Source organism: Actinomadura gamaensis, from assembly GCF_042652125.1.
Taxonomy (GTDB): Bacteria; Actinomycetota; Actinomycetes; order Streptosporangiales; family Streptosporangiaceae; genus Spirillospora; species Spirillospora gamaensis.
In genome coordinates, this window is sequence record NZ_JBHSIT010000009.1 from 424,889 (window position 1) to 441,405 (window position 16,517).

Consider the following 16,517-nt stretch of genomic DNA (forward strand, 5'->3'; position numbering starts at 1 on the left):
GCGGCGCCGGCTAGCGCTTGGCGCAGAGGGCGTGGTCGACGAGGTTCGCCGCCGCGTTCTCCTGCTGGATGGCGTGCTTGTCGGTGTCCTCCAGCATCGTGGACATGGAGACGACGACGCTGCGGCGTCCGTCCGCGGTCACGCCGTTGCGGGTCTTGTAGCCGAGGATGTCGCCGCCGTGGAAGTAGTACCGTCCGCCGCAGGAGAGCGGGCGGGAGAACAGGCCGAGGCCGTCCTTCGCGCCGGGCCAGATGTCGGCGAGCTCGCCCTGCACCGGGATGCCGTTCCGCATCTCCTTGAGCTGCGCGGGGCGCAGGATCCGTCCCGAGTCGAGGGCGCGGAAGAAGCGGCTCAGGTCGGCGGTGGTGCTGATCAGGCCGCCCGCGGGCCCGGCCCACGAGCCGTCGCGGTTCTCGGTGGCGTCGATGAGCCCGCCGGTCTGGAACAGGTGGTAGCCCTTGGCGTGCGGGCCGCGGATGCCGGTCGCCTCGCCGGGGTAGTAGGTGTCCTTCATGCCGAGCGGGCGCAGGATGCGGTCGCGCACCTGCACGTGCCACGGGTTCCCGGTGATCTTCTGGACGACCATGCCGAGCAGCAGGTATCCGGTGTTGCAGTAGGCCCACTTCGTGCCGGGCGCGAAGTCCGGCCTGTGCTTCATCGCGCGGGCGACCAGATCCTCGGGCGTGTGCCGCTCGAAGCGCTTCCGGTAGTAGTCCGCGGGCGAGGTGAAGCCGGGGAGGTCGTCGTGCAGCCCGCTCTGGTGCTGGAGCAGGTGCCGGATGGTGATCTTCCGGCCGTCGTTGCCGTTGCCCTTCACGACGCCGGGCAGGACGTGCTCGACGGTGTCGTCCAGCGAGAGGCGTCCTTCGCCGACGAGCTGGAGGACGGCGGTCGCGGTGAACGTCTTGGTGACGCTCGCGATCCGGAACCGTCCGTCCCGCGGCACGGGCCGCTTCGTCCGGACGTCGGCGACGCCGCTGGTGACGACCGTGCTGCGGCCGTCCGGACCGGTGACGCGGGCCTGGACGCCGGTGACGCCGAGGTCGCGGATGGCGTCCGCGTCGCGCTGCAAGGTGGAGGTGGGACGCGAACCGGTCACGGACGCGGCCGAGGCCGGGACGGCGGTCGCCACCATGGTGGACGCGGCGGCGGTGAGTGCGGCGACTGCGGTCAAGCGCATGGAAAACTCCCAGGTGAGAGTGGCGGTGATCAGCACTCTCGACGCTAGGTTCCGGCGTTCTCCGGCACGACCGAGCCACCACCCAGATCCATGGTGGTGCCCGCTACACCACCGCCCGCGTCACCGGCGACGCCGAGCGGGCCAGCGCGGGGTTCGCCGAAGCGCGGGGTCATGTGTCACGCTCCGCCACCCGGCACGACGAGGCCCGACTCGTAGGCGGCGATCACCGCCTGCGTCCGGTCGCGCAGGCCGAGCTTGCCGAGGACGCGGCTGACGTGCGTCTTCACCGTCTCCTCGCTGACCACGAGGAGCGCGGCGATCTCGGGGTTCGACAGGCCCTCGGCCATCGCGCGCAGCACCTCGGTCTCGCGGGGCGTGAGCGCGGCGAGCGCGGACGGCGTCGTCCGCGGACGGCGGCGGCTGCGCGCGAACTCCTCGATCAGGCGGCGCGTGACGCCGGGCGCGAGCAGCGCGTCCCCGGCGGCGACGATGCGGACGGCCTCGAAGAGCCGTTCGGCCGTGACGTCCTTGAGCAGGAAGCCGCTGGCTCCGGCGGCGAGCGCGTCGTAGACGTACTCGTCCAGCTCGAAGGTGGTGAGGATGAGGACGCGCGGGGTGTGCTCGGCGGCGCGGAGTCGCTCGGTCGCCTCGATGCCGTCCGTTCCGGGCATGCGGACGTCCATCAGGACGACGTCCGGAACCAGCTCCGCGCAGAGCCGGACGGCCTCCGCGCCGTCCGCGGCGGTGCCGACGACGGTGAAGTCGGGCTGCGTCCCGAGGAGCGCGGCGTACCCGGACCGGACGATCTCGTGGTCGTCGGCGACGACGATCGTGACGCTCATGCGGGCCGTCCGGGGAGGGTGGCCTCGATGAGGAATCCGCCGCCGGGAGCCGGGCCGGTGCGGAGCTCGCCGCCGACGGTCGCGGCGCGTTCGCGCATGCCGAGCAGGCCGTGCGCGTCGGGACGGACGTCGTCGCGCGGGCCGGGGCCGAGATCGCGGACGCGCAGGCTCAGGCCGTCCGCCGTGTAGTGGAGTTCGACGTCCACGGCGGTGCCGGGGGCGTGGCGGCGGGCGTTCGTGAGCGCCTCCTGGACGATCCGGTACGCGGTGAGTTCGACGCCGGGATCCAGCTCGGCGACCGGTCCGCTGACGATGAGCCGGACGGTCGAGCCGGTCGTCTCGCGCGTCTCGGCCACGAGATCGACGAGCTGGGCGAGGCCGGGCTGCGGCTTGCGGGCCTGCCGCGTCTCCCCCGCGTCCTCGCGCAGGACGCCGAGCAGGCGGCGCATCTCGGTGAGCGCGGTCCGCGCGGTGTCACCGATGCCGAGCAGGCGCTTCGCGCCGTCGGCGGGCATGCCGGGGGTCGCGAGCCGCGCGGTCTCGGCCTGGACGGCGATCATCGAGATGTGGTGCGCGACGACGTCGTGCAGCTCGCGCGCGATGCGGGCGCGCTCGCTCTTGGCGGTGTTCTCCAGCAGCGTCGCGCCGGCGGCCTGCTCGGCGGCGCTCTGGCGTTCGGCCTGCGTCCGCGCCCACCGGACGATCCCCGTCCCGGCGGCGACGGGCGCGAGAACCGCCGCGACCCGCGCGATGACACCGGGGTTCGGGAGCAGGGCGACGACGGCGAACGGCGTGATGAGGACGCCCGCGAGTGCGTACGCTCCGTCGCGTCCGACCAGGTAGAGCGCGACGAGCAGGGCCGCGCAGGCCGCCGCCGTGAATCCGCCGATCGCCGCGAGAGAGGTCAGGCACGCGGCGGCGACGGCCACTGCCGCGAGCCCGACGTGCGGCACGAGCAGCGGCAGCGTCGTGAACAGGCAGAGCAGCAGCCCGTAGGGCAGCAGCGCGCCCGCGTCCCGGACGGACTGCTCGGCGACGGCGCATACCGCCAGCGCCACCCCTATCCCGACACGTTCCCGCACGTCGGCCATCTTCCCGAGCTTTCGGACATCCCGCCATCGCTCGCACGAGGGACCCGTGATCACATCCCTCGCGTGGGGGACGCGGGGCTCGCGTCGGGGAGGCCGAAGACCGCTCACGTGAGGGACGCGCCGCGGCGGGCCGCCGCCCTAGCGTCCTCGGCATGGAAATAGAAGTCGACGGCCTGTCCAAACGGTACGGGCAGGTCAGCGCGCTGGACGGCGTGTCGTTCACGGTGCGGCCCGGCATGGTCACCGGGTTCGTCGGGCCGAACGGCGCGGGCAAGTCCACGACGATGCGGGTGATCCTCGGCCTGGACGCGGCGGACGGCGGCCGGGCGCTCGTCGGGGGCCGCCCGTACCGGACGCTCCGCGATCCGCTGCGCGCGGTCGGCGCGATGCTGGACGCGTCGGCCGTCCACCCCGGACGGCGCGGACGCGACCACCTGCGCTGGATCGCGCACTCCGCCGGGCTCCCCAAACGCCGCCTGAACGAGGTGTTGTCGCAGGTCGGACTGTCCGAGAGCGCCGCGCGGCGGCGCGTCGGCGGGTACTCGCTCGGCATGCGCCAGCGCCTCGGCATCGCGGCGGCGCTGCTCGGCGACCCGCGCGTCCTGATGCTGGACGAGCCGGTCAACGGCCTCGACCCGGAGGGCATCGTCTGGATCCGCGGCCTGCTGCGCTCGCTCGCCGCCGAGGGCCGCGCGGTGCTCGTGTCGAGCCACCTGATGGGCGAGCTGGAGGGCACCGCGGACCGGCTCGTCGTGATCGGCCGGGGCCGGATCATCGCGGACGCGAGCGTCCCGGAGCTGCTGGCGGCGGCGTCCGGCGGACGCGTCGCCCTGCGCACGAGCGCGCCCGCCGAGGCGATGGCCGTCCTCAGCCGCGCGGGCGGCACGGTCGCGTCGGTCGGCACGGACGCCCTCACGGTCAGCGGCCTGGACGCCGAGACGACGGTCGCGGCGCTCAACGCGTCGCGCGTCCCGTTCGCCGAGGTCACCGCGCACCGCGCGACGCTGGAGGAGGCGTACATGGAGCTGACCCGCGACGCGACCGAGTACCACGCGCAGCCCAGGTCGGGAAATCGGACGCAGGCGGGGGGCCGGGCATGAGCGCCGTGGTGTTCCGGCAGGTCAGGGCCGAATGGACGAAGCTGCGGACCGTCCGCCGCTGGACGCTGACGCTGCTCGCGGCGGCGGTCGTGACCGTGGTGGTGTCGCTGCTCGGCGCGTCCGGCGCGCAGGTGAGCCACATCGGCGGCAAGGACGACCTGCCGCCGACGGGGCCTGACGGGAGGGGCGTCCGCGACGCCTTCCAGTTCGTCCATCAGGAGATGCGGGGCGACGGGACGCTCACGGCGCACGTGGCGTCGCTGACCAGCCGCGTCGAGGACCCGCGTCCGGGCGGCGCGTCGGAGCCGTGGGGCAAGGCCGGGATCATGGTGAAGGCGAGCACGAAGCCCGGCGCGTCCTATGTCGCGCTGGTCGCGACGGCCGGGCACGGCGTCCGGTTGCAGCACGACTTCTTCCACGACAAGGGATTGCGGTCGGCGTCGTGGCTGCGGCTGACCCGGTCCGGCTCGCGGTTCACCGCCTACCTCTCCGACGACGGGACGAACTGGAAGAAGGCCGGCAGCGTGCAGCCGCGCGGCATCCCGGAGACCGCGCAGGTCGGCGTCTTCGCCACGTCCCCGATGCACACCGAGATGCAGCGGCAGTTCGGATCGACGAGCATCAGCGACGTGCCCGCGCACGCGGTCGGCGTCTTCGACAACGTGACCGTCGCGCCCGCGAACCCGAGCGCGCGCCCTGGTCAAGGCGCGAACTCCGGGACCTGGACGGGTTCGGCGATCGGAGCCGCCCGGACCGGGCCGCCTGGTGAAGCGCCGCCGTCCACCGTGAAGGACGGGTCGTCCGTCGCGAACGGCACGATCACCGTGACCGGCTCGGGCGAGATCGGCCCGCTGCCGCGCGGCACCGACCTGGTGCAGCGCGCGCTGCAAGGCGTGCTGGTCGGGCTGCTGGTGACGGTCGCCGTGGGCGCGCTGTACATGACGTCCGAGTTCCGGCACGGGCTCGTCCGGACGACGTTCACGGCCGCGCCGCGACGCGGCGGGATGCTCGCGGCGAAGTCGGTCGTGCTCGGCGCGACGGTGTTCCTGCTGTCGTTGGTCGCGCTGCTCATCGGCTTCCCGCTGGCGCAGTCGCGGATCCGCTCGTCCGGGTTCAAGCCGCCGGGCTTCCCGACGTGGAGCGTCACCGATCCGGCGGCGCTCCGGGCGATCGTCGGCTCGGCTCTGCTGGTCGCGCTGGTCACCGTCCTCGCGCTCGCGTGCGGCGCGATCTTCCGGCACAGCGCGGCGGCGATCGCGCTCGTCCTGGTCGTCGTCCTGATCCCGCAGATCCTTGCGCCCGCGCTGCCGCTCGGCGCGGCCCGCCTCCTGCTGAGCGTCACGCCCGCCGCTGGCTTCGCCGTCCAGCAGAGCGCGCCGCACTACTCGTTCACCCCGGAACCGTGCCTTCCGGACGAGGGCTGCTACCCGCTCTCGCCGTGGGTCGGGTTGGCCGTCCCGTGCCTGTACGTCGCGGTCGCGCTGCTCCTCGCCTGGTGGCTGCTGCGCCGGAGGGACGCGTGAGGGGCCGTCGCGCATTGCTCGGGAGCCGCGTGAGGGACCGTCGCGCGCTGCTCGAAAGACGCGTGAGGGGCAGTCGCGCATTGCTCGGAAGACGCGTGAGGGACCGTCGCGCGCTGCTCAGGAGGGACGCGTGAGACGCGAGTTGCACGCGGAGTGGACGAAGCTCCGCACGCTACCGAGCACCGTGTGGCTGCTGCTCGCGACGTGCGCGCTGACCGTGCTGGTCGGCGCGCTCGTCACGGCGAGCTTCCGCCCCGAGGACGGCCCGCAGGACGGGCCGAAATCGGCGCTCGGCGGCGTCCAGTACGGGCAGGCGACCATGGTCGTCCTCGCCTGCCTGGCGATCGGGGCCGAATACGGGACGCGGACGATCGTCCCGACGCTGACCGTGATGCCGCGCCGCCTCCGCGTGTTCGCCGCGAAGTCGCTGGTCGTGACCGGTTTCGCGGCCGTGGTCGGGACGCTCGGAACGGTCGCCTCGCTCTTCGCCGGACGCCTCGCCATGCCGCTGTCCCTCACGGACGGCGCGACGTTGCGCGCCGCCGCCGGGACCGTCCTCTACCTGATGCTCGTCGCACTGCTGAGCCTCGGGCTGGCGACGGCGCTGCGCGATTCGGGCGTCGCGATCATCACCGTGCTGAGCGTCCTCTACGCGGTGCCGATCCTGACGCGGCTGGTGTCGTCCGACACCTGGAAGCGGCGGCTGGAGAAGTACGCGCCGATGAAGGCGGGCCTGTCCGTCCAGGTGACGAAGAACCTTTCGGCGCTGCCGCTCTCCCCCTGGCACGGCCTCGGCGTCCTGGCCCTCTACGCCGCCGCGTGCCTGCTGCTCGGCGCAACCCTGTTCCGCCTCCGCGACGCGTAGGCCCGCGCGACGCGTAGGCCCGCGCGACGCGTAGGGCGACGCGACGCGTAGGGCGACGCGACGCGTAAGGGTTACGCGTCGCCCGCCAGGGCTCGGGCGGCGGCGAGTTCGTCGTCGTCCCAGCCCATGTGGCCGGGTTCGGGGCGTTTGGCCTGGTCGTCGATCCAGCGCTGGTGCGCCTCCCAGGCGGCCTGCTTGGTCGTCCCGAGCGCGCCGCCGATCTGGGACCAGGACGCGCCCGCCCGCCGGGCCGTCCGGACGGTGAGCTGCCGCCCGTATCCCGCCTTGCGGGCGATGACCTCGCCGAGCGCGAGCAGCTCCAGGGCCTCGCTCCTGCCGAGGCCGCCGTCCGCGACGGCCTCGCGCGTGCGCAGCTCGTCGAACCGCCTGACCGCCGCGAGCAACGTGTACTGCCGTTCGAGCTCGTCCACAGTTCCCATGCCACCGAGCATGGACGTCAGGCCACCTTGACGTCAAGTCACCCTGACGTTTCTGCCGTTCTTCCTTCACGAAGCGCTACGCACCGCTACTGTGTCGCCCTTCCAAGCTCCCCGATAATTGGACGAAACGATGCTTCACACCGTGGACGGCGGCCGGTACTGGTGCGCTCTCGTCGTCAAGCTCGAAGCCGGCGTGGACGACGCGCTCCTCGCCGCGATCGCCGACGCGACGTCCCTGACCTTCGAGTACTTCGGCACGGGCGGCTTCGGCGGCGAGACGCTCGCCGAGGTCTGGAAGGCCGGCGACAACCTCCTCATGGAGGTCCTGTGCGACGAGGTGGGGGTGAAGGCCCTGTTCGTCCGCGCCGACTCCGCCGAGCGCGCGATCACGATCCGCTCCACGATCGGCGAGACGATGCCGGCGTGGAGTGAGCAGATGCTCCGCGCCCAGCTCGCGGACGCCTTCACCGAGTCCCCGCAGGCCCTCGTCGCCCTGCTCATGGCGACGGGCGGCGCGCGTCCCGACGACGAGACGCTCGACCTGCTGCAACGCGCCCTCGACCACGACGACGACGAAGTCCGCCACTTCGCCGACTACGCCGGGCAGGTAGCCGCCGAACTCGCCCACCCGCCGGTCGTCATGCACGAGGACGAGTCGGAACGGCCTCTGGAAGAGGCGCTGCGCCCGGCCGGCCCCGTGAGCGGCGAGCAGCGCTGGGTGACAGTCCGCCCCGGCGTCCCGGGCCGCGCCGTCCCAAGGCCGGTGACCTGGCTGAAGACCCCGCTGGACCACCCCGACAAGATCATCCCCTGGACGATGGACCACGACTGGGGCTTCGCGGTCCTCCACGACCTGAACGACCCGGCGTGGCACGAGGACATCTACACCGGCCGCGAAGACCGCACGGCGCTGCACGTCGTCCAGCACGAGGCTCTGGGCTCGTCCGTCTACCTGGCCGTCCACGGCGACGACACCGAGGAGGCCGTGGCGAGCCTCACCGACTTCTGCAACGCCGAAATCCTCCCGGACGCTCCTTCGGGGCTGGCGGAAACGGCGTCAGGAGAGGCGGGGGTGTAGGAGGCGGGCGACGTCGTAGGCGCGGCTCAGAGGGGACCAGGTGTCGCCGGGATTCCAGTCTTCGGCGGTCCAGACGTCCGACATGACGGCTTTGACGAAGCCCCAGGCGATCACGCGGTCGAGGGGCATGGCGAGTTCGTCCGCGAGCTGCTCGACGCGGGCCGGGACGAGGGCGGTGAGCGCCTCGTCCCGGTCGTCCGGTTCGGGGTCGTAGAGCAGGGTGGACGCGTCGTAACCGGGGTCGCCGACCAGCCCGTGCGGATCGATGGCGAGCCAGGGTTCGCGCGTCGCGCGCAGGACGTTGTCATGGTGCAGGTCGCCGTGCAGGACGACCCGTTCGGGCGCGGACGCGCACAGCTCGCGCATGAGGCCGCCCGCGCGAACGACGAAATCGAGCGGGATCGGTCCGCTGTCCCCGAGCCTGGACGCGTAGTCGTCGAACGCCTTGACTTGAGTAATCGCATCCGGGAGGGGGCAGTCGTCGGGCGGCGGCACGTGCAGGCGCTTCATCACCGAGACGAGCGCCGACGTCGCCTCGGCGTCGCGGTCGGGGACCAGCTCGCGAAGGCGCGTCCCGGGCGTGGCACGTTCAAGCAGGATCGCGCCGCGGGCGAGGTCCGCGCGCAGCACGCGGACGGCGCCGCGCCCGTCGAACGCCTTTAGAGCGGGCAGCTCGTTGGTGATCGACTCTGCGTGGGGTAGGCCGAGCTTGAGCACGCCGGGCGTGCCGTCCGCGCAGGTCACGCGGGTGACGTAGTGGTAGGAGAGCTCGTACGGCTCGTCCACTGCGAGTTCCCAGTCGCGCGCGACGGCCTCCAGAATGCGCGGAAGCTCCCTGAGCCACCGCTTCCCGTCCGCGCCCCAGACTTCGACGACGTTCTCGGCCAGCTCCCCCGTGATCATGCTTCGGACGATAACCGCTCAGGACGCGGGGCTGAGCTTCTGCAGCGCGTAGCGGCGGGCGTCGAACTCGGCCAGGTCGCGGGCCGGGTCGTCCGATTCCTTCCAGATGCGGTCGGCGGGCAGCTTGCCCTGGGCCTGAAGCGCCAGCTCCAGCAGCCGGTAGTTGTCGACCTGCTCGTCGAAGTCGCTGAGCGCCCGTTGCGCCGCCTTCTGTGCCTTCTTCCACTTGCCCCGGGCCAGCCAGGCGACGGCCTCGACCTCGCACGCCTGCCACGAAACGGCCCCGCCGTAACCCGGCCCGCCGGACGCCGCCATCGCCGCGCTCCGCGCCCGGTCCCCGGCCTCGGCGGCCTGGAGGGCGTCGTCGTACCGTCCGTCCGCGATGTGAAGCCACGCGGCCCGCAGATGCAGGTTCATCCGCCGCAGGTGCGACTGGAGATCCGGCTCGGGCGTGGACTCCTCCTCGGACAGCTCGCCCAGCACCCGCTCCAGCTCGTCCCGCACGTCCGTGGCGTCCACGCGTCCTCCTCAGCTCGCCTAAGCGCGATCTTCCGCCAGACCTTCGGGGCTGATCAACTCCTGCGACAATCCCGCCATGCCCCTCGCGTCGATCACCCTCAACTCGGGACGCCTGATCACCCTGACCGACCTGAAGATCTCCACGACCTACGGCGGCCTGCTGGAGGGCTATCCCAACGCGCGCCTCAACGACCGGCTGCTCGCAGGCCTGGCGAAGCGCCGAGAGTCGCCGTACCAGACGTCCCCCGTGCACCTGATCGACCCGCCGCGCCGCCGCCCTGTCCACGGCTCGGACCGCCGCCTGCCGTTCGGCCCGGTCGAGGAGCTGCCCGCCGTCCACTGCCGCGGCTCGTTCACGTCCGAACGCATCGACGAGAACCTGGACAAGGTGCTGCACCGCTCGTGGCTGGAGGTCGTCTGGTTCCAGGACGACCTGACCACCCCGGTAGCCGACTTCGTCACGGCCGCAGTAGCCGACCTGGACTGGAACACCCTGGCCGAAGACCACGAGCTCTGATCTGTGGCGGACGGCCCAGCGGGCACGTGCCGCCCGCACCCGGTTCAGGCGAACAGATCCTCGGCGCGCTCGACGGTGAGCGCGTTCACCAGCCACCGTTCGATGCGCTTCGGCTCCGGGCAGCCGAAGAGGATCTCATAGATCAGTCCTGAGGCTTTGAGACCCCGGGTTTGAAGGACCCAGAGCACCGCAAGCGCCAGCGCCGATCCGTAGCCCTTCGCTTCGGCGACGGCCGCGCCGTCCGCCTTCAACGCCTCGTAGAAAGCGCTGCCTTCCTCGAAGTCGAGTTCGAGGCCCTTCATCCACGGGTCGTCGTTCATCTGAGGATGTCCTCGGCACGCTCGGCCGTGACCGCTGCCATGTACCAGTGATACATCTGGTGCCAGTCGTCACAGTTCGCCACCGCCGCGCGGACCTCGCTGTTGGCGGTCAATCCGCGCGCCTCCAGGATCAGGAACAGAGCCCTGGTGAATCCAAGCAGCCTGCCTCGGGCGTCCCCCTCGGCCTCGCCCTCCTCACGCACGCTCTCCACGAAATCTCCGTGAGCAAGGTGTTCCAGGACGTAGACGGTTCGTTCGTTGAACACCGCACCACTCCGCTTCATCTAGGCAGCACAACGGCCGAGGGGGTGCCGTCGCATCGTCGTCCGGGCATGTCACGGGACGCTATCGAACGTCACTGACAGTGGCCAACGAATGGTCAAGGAACTCGGGGGGCTTTGTCGGGGAGGGTGGGATATGGAAGGCCATCGGTGGCCACATCCGGCCATCGATGGCCCGCCTACGATCAGGTGTATGGCACTGCGGCTTGTCCAGGTGAACTTCAACGCCGGGGACGACGCGGAGCTTGGAGGGTTCTGGACGGACGCGGGCGGTGGGGGCCTCGACAGCGAGGCGCCGGACATCACCGACCTCCAACCGGTCAGGTTCGAGGCGTAGGAGTTTCCGTGACCGATCGCTTCACCGCTCTAGTCGCCACCTACCGGAAGACGTGCAATGCCTTCCCCGCCCAGTACGAGGGAGAACTCCGCGACGGCCGCATCTGGTACTTCCGCTACCGCCACGGCGAAGCAGAGCTCGGCATCGGACCCGACCTCGACGCGGCCATCGACGACAGCATGAACCCTGACCACAGCGTCCGCTATGGCCTGGAGAGTGGCGGGGAGATCGACAGCGAGGCGGAATTCCGCGCTCTCTTCGTGCGGCTCGTTGAGCGGCGTCCCGGCCTGCTCACCATTGGCGACCAACCTGGGCGGGAGGACCGTTGACCGACTCGACGCCAAGGCGGCGCCGTGGCCTTCTGAATCGTGGTGGCCCGGCTGGTGGCGCGGGCGGTCACTTCTCGGCGGCGGGCCTGGTGTCGGGGGCGAACAGGAACGAGATGCGCTCCATGACCCGCTGCCGCTTGGTGTTGTGGAAGGCCGCGATGCGCCACTGCCCGTCGTCCTCGCGGATCAGCGTGTAGGTCTGGGTCTTGGACAGCTCACCGGGCTTCTTGGGCTTGCCCTCGTAGGTGTCGCCGCGGGTGGTGACGATCGCGACGGTGGGGCCGTAGAAGCGGATGCCGAGGTAGGAGTCGGTCAGCTTGGTGCCTTTGAGGAAGCCGCCGAACAGGGCGCGGTGGCCTTCGGTGATGTCGCGACGGCCCTGGTAGTGGCTGCCTACGTAGGTGGTGTAGGTGGCGTCCCGGGTGAACGCCTTGCCGTAGGCGTCGGCGTCGCCGCGTCCCCAGGCGTCGGTCATCGCGCGCAGCGACGCGCAGACCTGCTGGTGGGCCTCGGCGGTGGGGGCGCCGGTCGGGGTGACGGAGGCGCAGTCGGGGTTTCCGGTGTTGTGCACGTCCGAGGTGCTGTCGAGCCACAGGTAGGCGCCTCCGGCGGCCAGCCCGAGCGTCAGGGTTCCCACGCCGAGGATCTGCTTGATCCGGCGTGCCCGCGGCCGCTTGCGGGCCGCGGGGGCACCGGTGGCGTCGGTGACCTGCTCGGTGCCGGTGGTGGTGGCGCTCATGGCGGAATCCTCCCATGGTGACTTCGTAGACGAAGTTTCTTCGGTGAAGATTTCTCTTCGTTGAAGAAGAGACTAGGGAGGAGGTGATCTCGTGTCAACATCGGGCGCGCGTACCCGGTTGGTCTCGGCCAGGGGGACGTGCCGTGGAGCGTCCTCGCGGACCCGGCGGGCAACGAGTTCTGCATCCTCCGGCGGGCCGACCCGGAGTCATAGGCAGGTCCGGCGCGTTAGCCCTGTGTGAATCGGTGTTCCGCTACGCGCGGGGCACCGTCCTTATGGGGTGACAGGAGAGAGTTGTGACCACCGCGCTCATCATCGGGGACGTCCAGCAGGGCATCACGGGCAGCTACCCGTTCGCCAAGGCCGTCGTGCCTCCGCTCACCGAGTTGCTGCCGCGCGCCCGTGCGGGCGGTGCGCTGGTCGTGTTCGTGCATTTCGGGTTCCGTCCGAACGGGGCCGACCTGCCGCCGGACAACGAGCTGTTCCGGTCGTTCTTCGAGGCCGGGGACGCTTTCCATGAAGGGTCGTCCGGGACCGAGATCGACCTTCCGGTGGCGGACGAGGACGTCGTCGTGATGAAGCGCCGCGCCAGCGCGTTCGCCGGCACGGACCTCGATCTCGTACTGCGGGCACGCGGCGTTGACACCGTGGTTGTCGCAGGTGTCGCAACGAGCGCGATGGTGGCCGCGACCTGCTACGACGCGGCCGACCGCGGCTATCACGTCGAGGTGCTGCGCGACGGTTGCGGCGACGGCGACCAGGCGATCCACGACTTCTTCATGGACGCCGTGTTCCCCGCCCGGGGCTTCAAGGTCACCACCTGCGCCGCCTGGCCCGAAGACCCCCGCTGACCCCGTCGTCCCCAGGTGGACGGCGGACAACCGCCGTCATCCGCGAGGCCACGCCCGACGACGGTGCTCGGCCCAGCGCTGGGAGATGGCCACGTACTTGGGCGTCCCGGACGCGCGCCGAGCGAGAGCGTGCCTTCGCCAGCGTTCGGCCGAAAGCGTCGCGTGCAGAGTGATGGCGGCGGGGTCGGCGTCGGGTTCAGGTCAGTGTGGAGCAGCGCGTCCCCGGCGAGGCTTGATACATCGTCGGCGAAGGCGGCCCAACGACGTTCGACCTTCATCGTCACCGCGTCCGGACAGGCTGGTCCCTTCGGGACGGGCGGCCTTGACGAACATCTGTCCGGACGCGGCGTCGCGATCGACGCGAACGCCGCGTTGCCGCTCGCCCTCTCAGCGGTCGGCCACCCAGTGCACATCCGGTGGCCAGGAGCCGGTGCGGATGATGTGCGCCACGATTCTGAACGCCTGGTCGATCGGCACCGTGTACTCGTTGAGGTACTCGTCAACCTGCCCATTGGACAGGACGAATCCCTTACTCGTCCCCGGAGCTCCCGGATCCACAGCGCGCTCGCCGGGGTCGCCGTCTCCCTCGCAGAGCATCACCAGCGCACGTTCGGTGTTGGTCACCACCGCCATGGACCGTCCCGTTGAGCCGATCAGCCACGTCTCCAGCCGCCCGCTGCCGATCCTTTCCCGAAGAGTCTCCAGCGCCTCGTCAGCGGAGACCACCACGGCCGTGTCACCCTCGATCGTCCAAGTCTCGGTCACGCGCTTGATGATCTCACCGAGGAATCTCGGCGACAGCCGCTCGGCCAGGCAGCCGCTACCGGCACCAGTCCTTCAGGGGCGTGGCCTGAGCAGCCGAGGTGTTGACGATGGCTGCGGGCGAGTCGCGCGGCGGTCGAGGGCGGAGGGGGCCACGGGGTGACGTTGCGGCAGGTGGGGGCCTCTGGGGGACGACGGCGATGGAGGCGTATTCCTCTCGGACACGTGATCTCAGGGGCCGTGCGCGGCCCGTCCCCGATCATGGAGAGAGAAGCGTCCGGAGAACGAGTCGCGTGACTCAACCCGCCGCGGCCCCGTCGCCCGGCCCAACGCAACGGAGACCGCCTCGAACGAGGCGGTCTCCGCACTTCCATGCCTCATCAGCACGCTGGCACCCGGGCGGTACTAGTCACCTCGGATCCGAGTCACAGCCACACGGAACGCGTCACGCGACAGCAGCAGATGACCAGCCTCTGGCCGCTTGCTGTCTCGGACAACGACACCGTCGAGCAACCCGCGAAGCTCGACACAGTCGTCTCCTTTGTCGCTGCTGCGGGACGCCTTCCGCCATCTGGTTTCAGTCATGTCTGTCACCAAGTAAGCCCCTGAACTATTGCCGCTTCAGAGACTTGATCTGTTCCAGAACCACACAGAAGGCAGCGCGCTCAACCGTAACATGGCCGCCATCGGGGTTCTTGCTGTCTCGAATTGCCACACCTGTGGAAGCATCCGCAAGCTCCACACAGTGATCACCGTCATCGTGACTGCGAGAAGACTTGCGCCACTGAAGGGTCGTCACGTCCATTTCTCCTCAAGTACGTTTCTGATGTAGTTCCGCGTGTCCGCCACGTTTTTCGCCTGGGCCTGGAGCAAAGTGAACATCTCGTTGACACGTGCCAAGTGTCCAGCCTCCTCAGAGGTCTCACCTCCGAACGACGACGACGCGTATGCGGCCTCATCTCGGTCGTCCTGTGTAGCAATGACGAACGACCCTTTGACACCGCGATAGTAAATGAGGGGAACGACCTGAAGATAGACCTTCTCCCAGGACGAAACCTCCAACAGGTGCCTGAGCTGCTCGTTCATGATTTCGGGCGAACCGACCTGCCGGTGCAGCACGGACTCGTCCATGAGGAAGCAGGCCATCGGCGCGGGATCGCGCCGCAGAATCTCCTGAAGCTTCATGCGGTTCATCAGGTCTTCCTCACTGGCGAGGATGCAGCGCGCATACGACTCGACCTGGAGCAGGCCATCCACGATGTCCGAGGAGTACGTGCGGAGCATGGTGGCCGTTGATTCCTTGGTGGCGAAGTCGACGTAGTACTGGGGGTACTTGGCGCTGCGGACGAGGTCGTCCCAGGCCTCGGCGACGTCCTGGCTCCGGTTGAGGGCCGCCCCGAGCCGCTCGGAGAAGTCCTTCCGGCAGCGCGTGCGGCCGATCTCGATGAGCGCGATGTAGCTGCGCGTGACGTTCACGAGCTTGGCCAGGTCGGACTGGCTGAGCCCGGCTTCCTCGCGGAACCGCTTGATCTTCGCACCGAACGTGCGCAGGTGCGGGTCGCTCTTCTTCGCCGGCATGAGAACCCCGATCCGGCCCGGCACCACCCGTCAGCCGTTGCTAGTGACTCGCGACTGCTCCCCAGCTCTCGGCTCAACGTACGCCGGAGAGTGGCTGGATGGTGACTGAACGCGAAAACTCCGGGACCCACTTTCGAGGCGCACGTGATGATCACAAGATCCGAACTCCGGCCGACGCCGCCGCCGACCGGCGTGGCCGAGCTGGAGGTCAAGTCGGAGCCCGAATCCATCAAGGCCGCACGCGACTTCGTGGCCGACTGGTTCAACGACGGCGCGTTCGATGACGACCTCGTCTACGTCGCTCGAACGGTCGTCACCGAACTCGCCACGAACGCCCATCGCCACGGCTCGGCCGAAGGCGACCCCATCACCACACGGGTCTTCCATACGGACGCGGGTCCCGTCATAGAGGTACTGGACGCAAGCGCCGAACTCCCCGTTCCGAAGCCCCTCACTCTCGACGGCCTAACGGGACGTGGCCTCGCCCTAGTGGACCTGATGGTTCCGCTATGGGGATACGCCCGTCTGCCAGGCGGGGGCAAAGTCGTATGGGCGCTCCTACACGCGCGCGCATGAGCGCTCGCAAGCTTCTAACGGCCGTCCTACGCGACCTCTACCCGCACTGGGACGTCTTCGTGGACGACCGAGGCATCTGGCGAGCCGCCGGAGCGATCCTCATCAGCGCCTCGTCCGTCGAAGCGCTCCTGGACGCCCTGACCGCCGCCGACCCCGACGCCACCGCGAAGGCGGGACAGCGCCTCCCGGCCATGGAATGATCTCCAGCCGTGTCCCCCGGATTCGAAGATCCCTCAAGGCACGACTTCGCGTCCGCGGTCCCATCCCCCAGAGATCTGGTCACGACCAGGAGGATCACGTGAAGCTCCACACCAAGGCCGCCGTTCTGGCCTCCGCCGGCTCCCTCGCCCTCGGCGGCCTCGCCCTGCCCGCGCAGGCCGGGACGGTCCACGCCCAGACCGTCCGCGGCAGCTTCCCCTGCAAGGACGGCTCCGGCAAGTCCTTCAGCTACTCCTACGCACGCGGCATCGTCACGGTGACGGTGTACTTCAACAACCACTGCAGGACGTCCAAGGGCCTCGTCGGCCTGGCCCAGCACCGCAACAAGATCGAGCGCATCGGCTGCGTCCCCGTGAAGGCCCACAAGAAGGGCAGCCACAAGTTCCGCGTCAACGGCCCCGACTTCTCCGGCCTGGGCTTGGACAAGCACTGCTGACCACCCAGCGACCAGGTGGGCGCCCCCAGCA

General features: G+C 70.2%; 24 protein-coding genes. 11 read left to right on the forward strand and 13 right to left on the reverse strand.

Translation table 11 applies throughout. From position 1 onward, the window contains the following. Window positions 1–10 precede the first annotated feature (10 nt). From ACFPCY_RS30025 to ACFPCY_RS30035, 3 genes are all read right to left on the reverse strand, one after another. The gene (locus tag ACFPCY_RS30025) at window positions 11–1,180 is read right to left on the reverse strand and encodes a serine hydrolase domain-containing protein (protein WP_378260611.1); all 1,170 of its coding nucleotides are present in this window, start codon (window positions 1,178–1,180) and stop codon (window positions 11–13) included. Between the two features lie 176 nt (window positions 1,181–1,356). Continuing rightward, window positions 1,357–2,022 carry a response regulator gene (locus tag ACFPCY_RS30030; protein ID WP_378260613.1) on the reverse strand — a complete coding sequence of 222 codons (666 nt, stop codon included), beginning with the start codon at window positions 2,020–2,022 and terminating at the stop codon, window positions 1,357–1,359. After that, a complete protein-coding gene (locus ACFPCY_RS30035) occupies window positions 2,019–3,113 on the reverse strand; it encodes a sensor histidine kinase (RefSeq protein ID WP_378260615.1) in 1,095 nt (364 codons plus the stop codon). The genes ACFPCY_RS30030 and ACFPCY_RS30035 overlap by 4 nt, the downstream gene beginning before the upstream one ends. A gap of 152 nt (window positions 3,114–3,265) precedes the next feature. Here ACFPCY_RS30035 and ACFPCY_RS30040 point away from each other — a divergent pair, with 152 nt between their 5' ends. From ACFPCY_RS30040 to ACFPCY_RS30050, 3 genes are all read left to right on the forward strand, one after another. Beyond that, window positions 3,266–4,213 carry an ABC transporter ATP-binding protein gene (locus ACFPCY_RS30040; protein WP_378260617.1) on the forward strand — a complete coding sequence of 316 codons (948 nt, stop codon included), beginning with the start codon at window positions 3,266–3,268 and terminating at the stop codon, window positions 4,211–4,213. Next, on the forward strand, window positions 4,210–5,736 hold the full coding sequence (locus ACFPCY_RS30045) for a hypothetical protein (RefSeq protein ID WP_378260619.1): 1,527 nt from the start codon (window positions 4,210–4,212) through the stop codon (window positions 5,734–5,736). Before ACFPCY_RS30040 ends, ACFPCY_RS30045 begins: the two co-directional genes overlap by 4 nt. A 130-nt stretch (window positions 5,737–5,866) precedes the next feature. Next, entirely contained in the window at window positions 5,867–6,601 is a 735-nt protein-coding gene (locus tag ACFPCY_RS30050) for an ABC transporter permease (RefSeq protein ID WP_378260621.1), read from the forward strand. A gap of 71 nt (window positions 6,602–6,672) precedes the next feature. Here the strand turns inward: ACFPCY_RS30050 and ACFPCY_RS30055 are convergent, their stop codons facing one another. Continuing rightward, window positions 6,673–7,041 (reverse strand): hypothetical protein, encoded by a 369-nt coding sequence (locus ACFPCY_RS30055; protein WP_378260623.1) that lies wholly within the window; start codon window positions 7,039–7,041, stop codon window positions 6,673–6,675. A 130-nt stretch (window positions 7,042–7,171) separates the two neighbouring features. Here ACFPCY_RS30055 and ACFPCY_RS30060 point away from each other — a divergent pair, with 130 nt between their 5' ends. Then, the gene (locus ACFPCY_RS30060; protein ID WP_378260625.1) at window positions 7,172–8,119 is read left to right on the forward strand and encodes a hypothetical protein; all 948 of its coding nucleotides are present in this window, start codon (window positions 7,172–7,174) and stop codon (window positions 8,117–8,119) included. Here the strand turns inward: ACFPCY_RS30060 and ACFPCY_RS30065 are convergent. Next, on the reverse strand, window positions 8,099–9,022 hold the full coding sequence (locus ACFPCY_RS30065; protein WP_378260627.1) for an aminoglycoside phosphotransferase family protein: 924 nt from the start codon (window positions 9,020–9,022) through the stop codon (window positions 8,099–8,101). The two genes, ACFPCY_RS30060 and ACFPCY_RS30065, sit on opposite strands and share 21 nt — an antisense overlap. Before the next feature lie 18 nt (window positions 9,023–9,040). Continuing rightward, a complete protein-coding gene (locus ACFPCY_RS30070) occupies window positions 9,041–9,541 on the reverse strand; it encodes a hypothetical protein (RefSeq protein WP_378260629.1) in 501 nt (166 codons plus the stop codon). A gap of 76 nt (window positions 9,542–9,617) precedes the next feature. On the opposite strand from ACFPCY_RS30070, the gene ACFPCY_RS30075 reads away from it, so the two are divergent. Next, window positions 9,618–10,058 carry a hypothetical protein gene (locus ACFPCY_RS30075; protein ID WP_378260631.1) on the forward strand — a complete coding sequence of 147 codons (441 nt, stop codon included), beginning with the start codon at window positions 9,618–9,620 and terminating at the stop codon, window positions 10,056–10,058. A 44-nt stretch (window positions 10,059–10,102) separates the two neighbouring features. On the opposite strand, the gene ACFPCY_RS30080 is transcribed toward ACFPCY_RS30075, so the two are convergent. Both ACFPCY_RS30080 and ACFPCY_RS30085 read right to left on the reverse strand, forming a co-directional pair. Then, a complete protein-coding gene (locus ACFPCY_RS30080) occupies window positions 10,103–10,378 on the reverse strand; it encodes a hypothetical protein (RefSeq protein WP_378260633.1) in 276 nt (91 codons plus the stop codon). Further along, window positions 10,375–10,644, reverse strand: coding sequence for a hypothetical protein (locus ACFPCY_RS30085; protein WP_378260635.1), 270 nt, complete (start codon window positions 10,642–10,644; stop codon window positions 10,375–10,377). Before ACFPCY_RS30085 ends, ACFPCY_RS30080 begins: the two co-directional genes overlap by 4 nt. A 208-nt stretch (window positions 10,645–10,852) precedes the next feature. Here ACFPCY_RS30085 and ACFPCY_RS30090 point away from each other — a divergent pair, with 208 nt between their 5' ends. After that, window positions 10,853–10,996 (forward strand): hypothetical protein, encoded by a 144-nt coding sequence (locus ACFPCY_RS30090; RefSeq protein ID WP_378260637.1) that lies wholly within the window; start codon window positions 10,853–10,855, stop codon window positions 10,994–10,996. Window positions 10,997–11,004: 8 nt separating this feature from the next. Continuing rightward, entirely contained in the window at window positions 11,005–11,325 is a 321-nt protein-coding gene (locus tag ACFPCY_RS30095; RefSeq protein ID WP_378260639.1) for a hypothetical protein, read from the forward strand. 67 nt (window positions 11,326–11,392) lie between these two features. Here the strand turns inward: ACFPCY_RS30095 and ACFPCY_RS30100 are convergent, their stop codons facing one another. Beyond that, on the reverse strand, window positions 11,393–12,064 hold the full coding sequence (locus ACFPCY_RS30100) for an SgcJ/EcaC family oxidoreductase (RefSeq protein ID WP_378260641.1): 672 nt from the start codon (window positions 12,062–12,064) through the stop codon (window positions 11,393–11,395). Window positions 12,065–12,360: 296 nt separating this feature from the next. Here ACFPCY_RS30100 and ACFPCY_RS30105 point away from each other — a divergent pair, with 296 nt between their 5' ends. Beyond that, window positions 12,361–12,915, forward strand: coding sequence for a cysteine hydrolase family protein (locus tag ACFPCY_RS30105; protein WP_378260643.1), 555 nt, complete (start codon window positions 12,361–12,363; stop codon window positions 12,913–12,915). Between the two features lie 387 nt (window positions 12,916–13,302). Here ACFPCY_RS30105 and ACFPCY_RS30110 read toward each other — a convergent pair whose 3' ends face one another. The 4 genes from ACFPCY_RS30110 to ACFPCY_RS30125 form a co-directional block, all read right to left on the reverse strand. Next, window positions 13,303–13,680: a hypothetical protein gene (locus tag ACFPCY_RS30110; RefSeq protein ID WP_378260645.1), complete on the reverse strand. Its 378-nt coding sequence runs from the start codon at window positions 13,678–13,680 to the stop codon at window positions 13,303–13,305. 402 nt (window positions 13,681–14,082) lie between these two features. After that, window positions 14,083–14,262: a DUF397 domain-containing protein gene (locus ACFPCY_RS30115; protein WP_378260647.1), complete on the reverse strand. Its 180-nt coding sequence runs from the start codon at window positions 14,260–14,262 to the stop codon at window positions 14,083–14,085. A gap of 25 nt (window positions 14,263–14,287) precedes the next feature. Further along, window positions 14,288–14,482 (reverse strand): DUF397 domain-containing protein, encoded by a 195-nt coding sequence (locus tag ACFPCY_RS30120; RefSeq protein ID WP_378260649.1) that lies wholly within the window; start codon window positions 14,480–14,482, stop codon window positions 14,288–14,290. Beyond that, window positions 14,473–15,255, reverse strand: coding sequence for a helix-turn-helix domain-containing protein (locus ACFPCY_RS30125; RefSeq protein ID WP_378260651.1), 783 nt, complete (start codon window positions 15,253–15,255; stop codon window positions 14,473–14,475). The genes ACFPCY_RS30120 and ACFPCY_RS30125 overlap by 10 nt, the downstream gene beginning before the upstream one ends. 147 nt (window positions 15,256–15,402) lie before the next feature. On the opposite strand from ACFPCY_RS30125, the gene ACFPCY_RS30130 reads away from it, so the two are divergent. From ACFPCY_RS30130 to ACFPCY_RS30140, 3 genes are all read left to right on the forward strand, one after another. Then, on the forward strand, window positions 15,403–15,831 hold the full coding sequence (locus ACFPCY_RS30130) for an ATP-binding protein (protein ID WP_378260653.1): 429 nt from the start codon (window positions 15,403–15,405) through the stop codon (window positions 15,829–15,831). Then, a complete protein-coding gene (locus ACFPCY_RS30135) occupies window positions 15,828–16,031 on the forward strand; it encodes a hypothetical protein (RefSeq protein ID WP_378260655.1) in 204 nt (67 codons plus the stop codon). The genes ACFPCY_RS30130 and ACFPCY_RS30135 overlap by 4 nt, the downstream gene beginning before the upstream one ends. Before the next feature lie 98 nt (window positions 16,032–16,129). Then, window positions 16,130–16,486, forward strand: a complete 357-nt coding sequence (locus tag ACFPCY_RS30140) for a hypothetical protein (RefSeq protein WP_378260657.1) — start codon at window positions 16,130–16,132, stop codon at window positions 16,484–16,486. Window positions 16,487–16,517 lie beyond the last annotated feature (31 nt).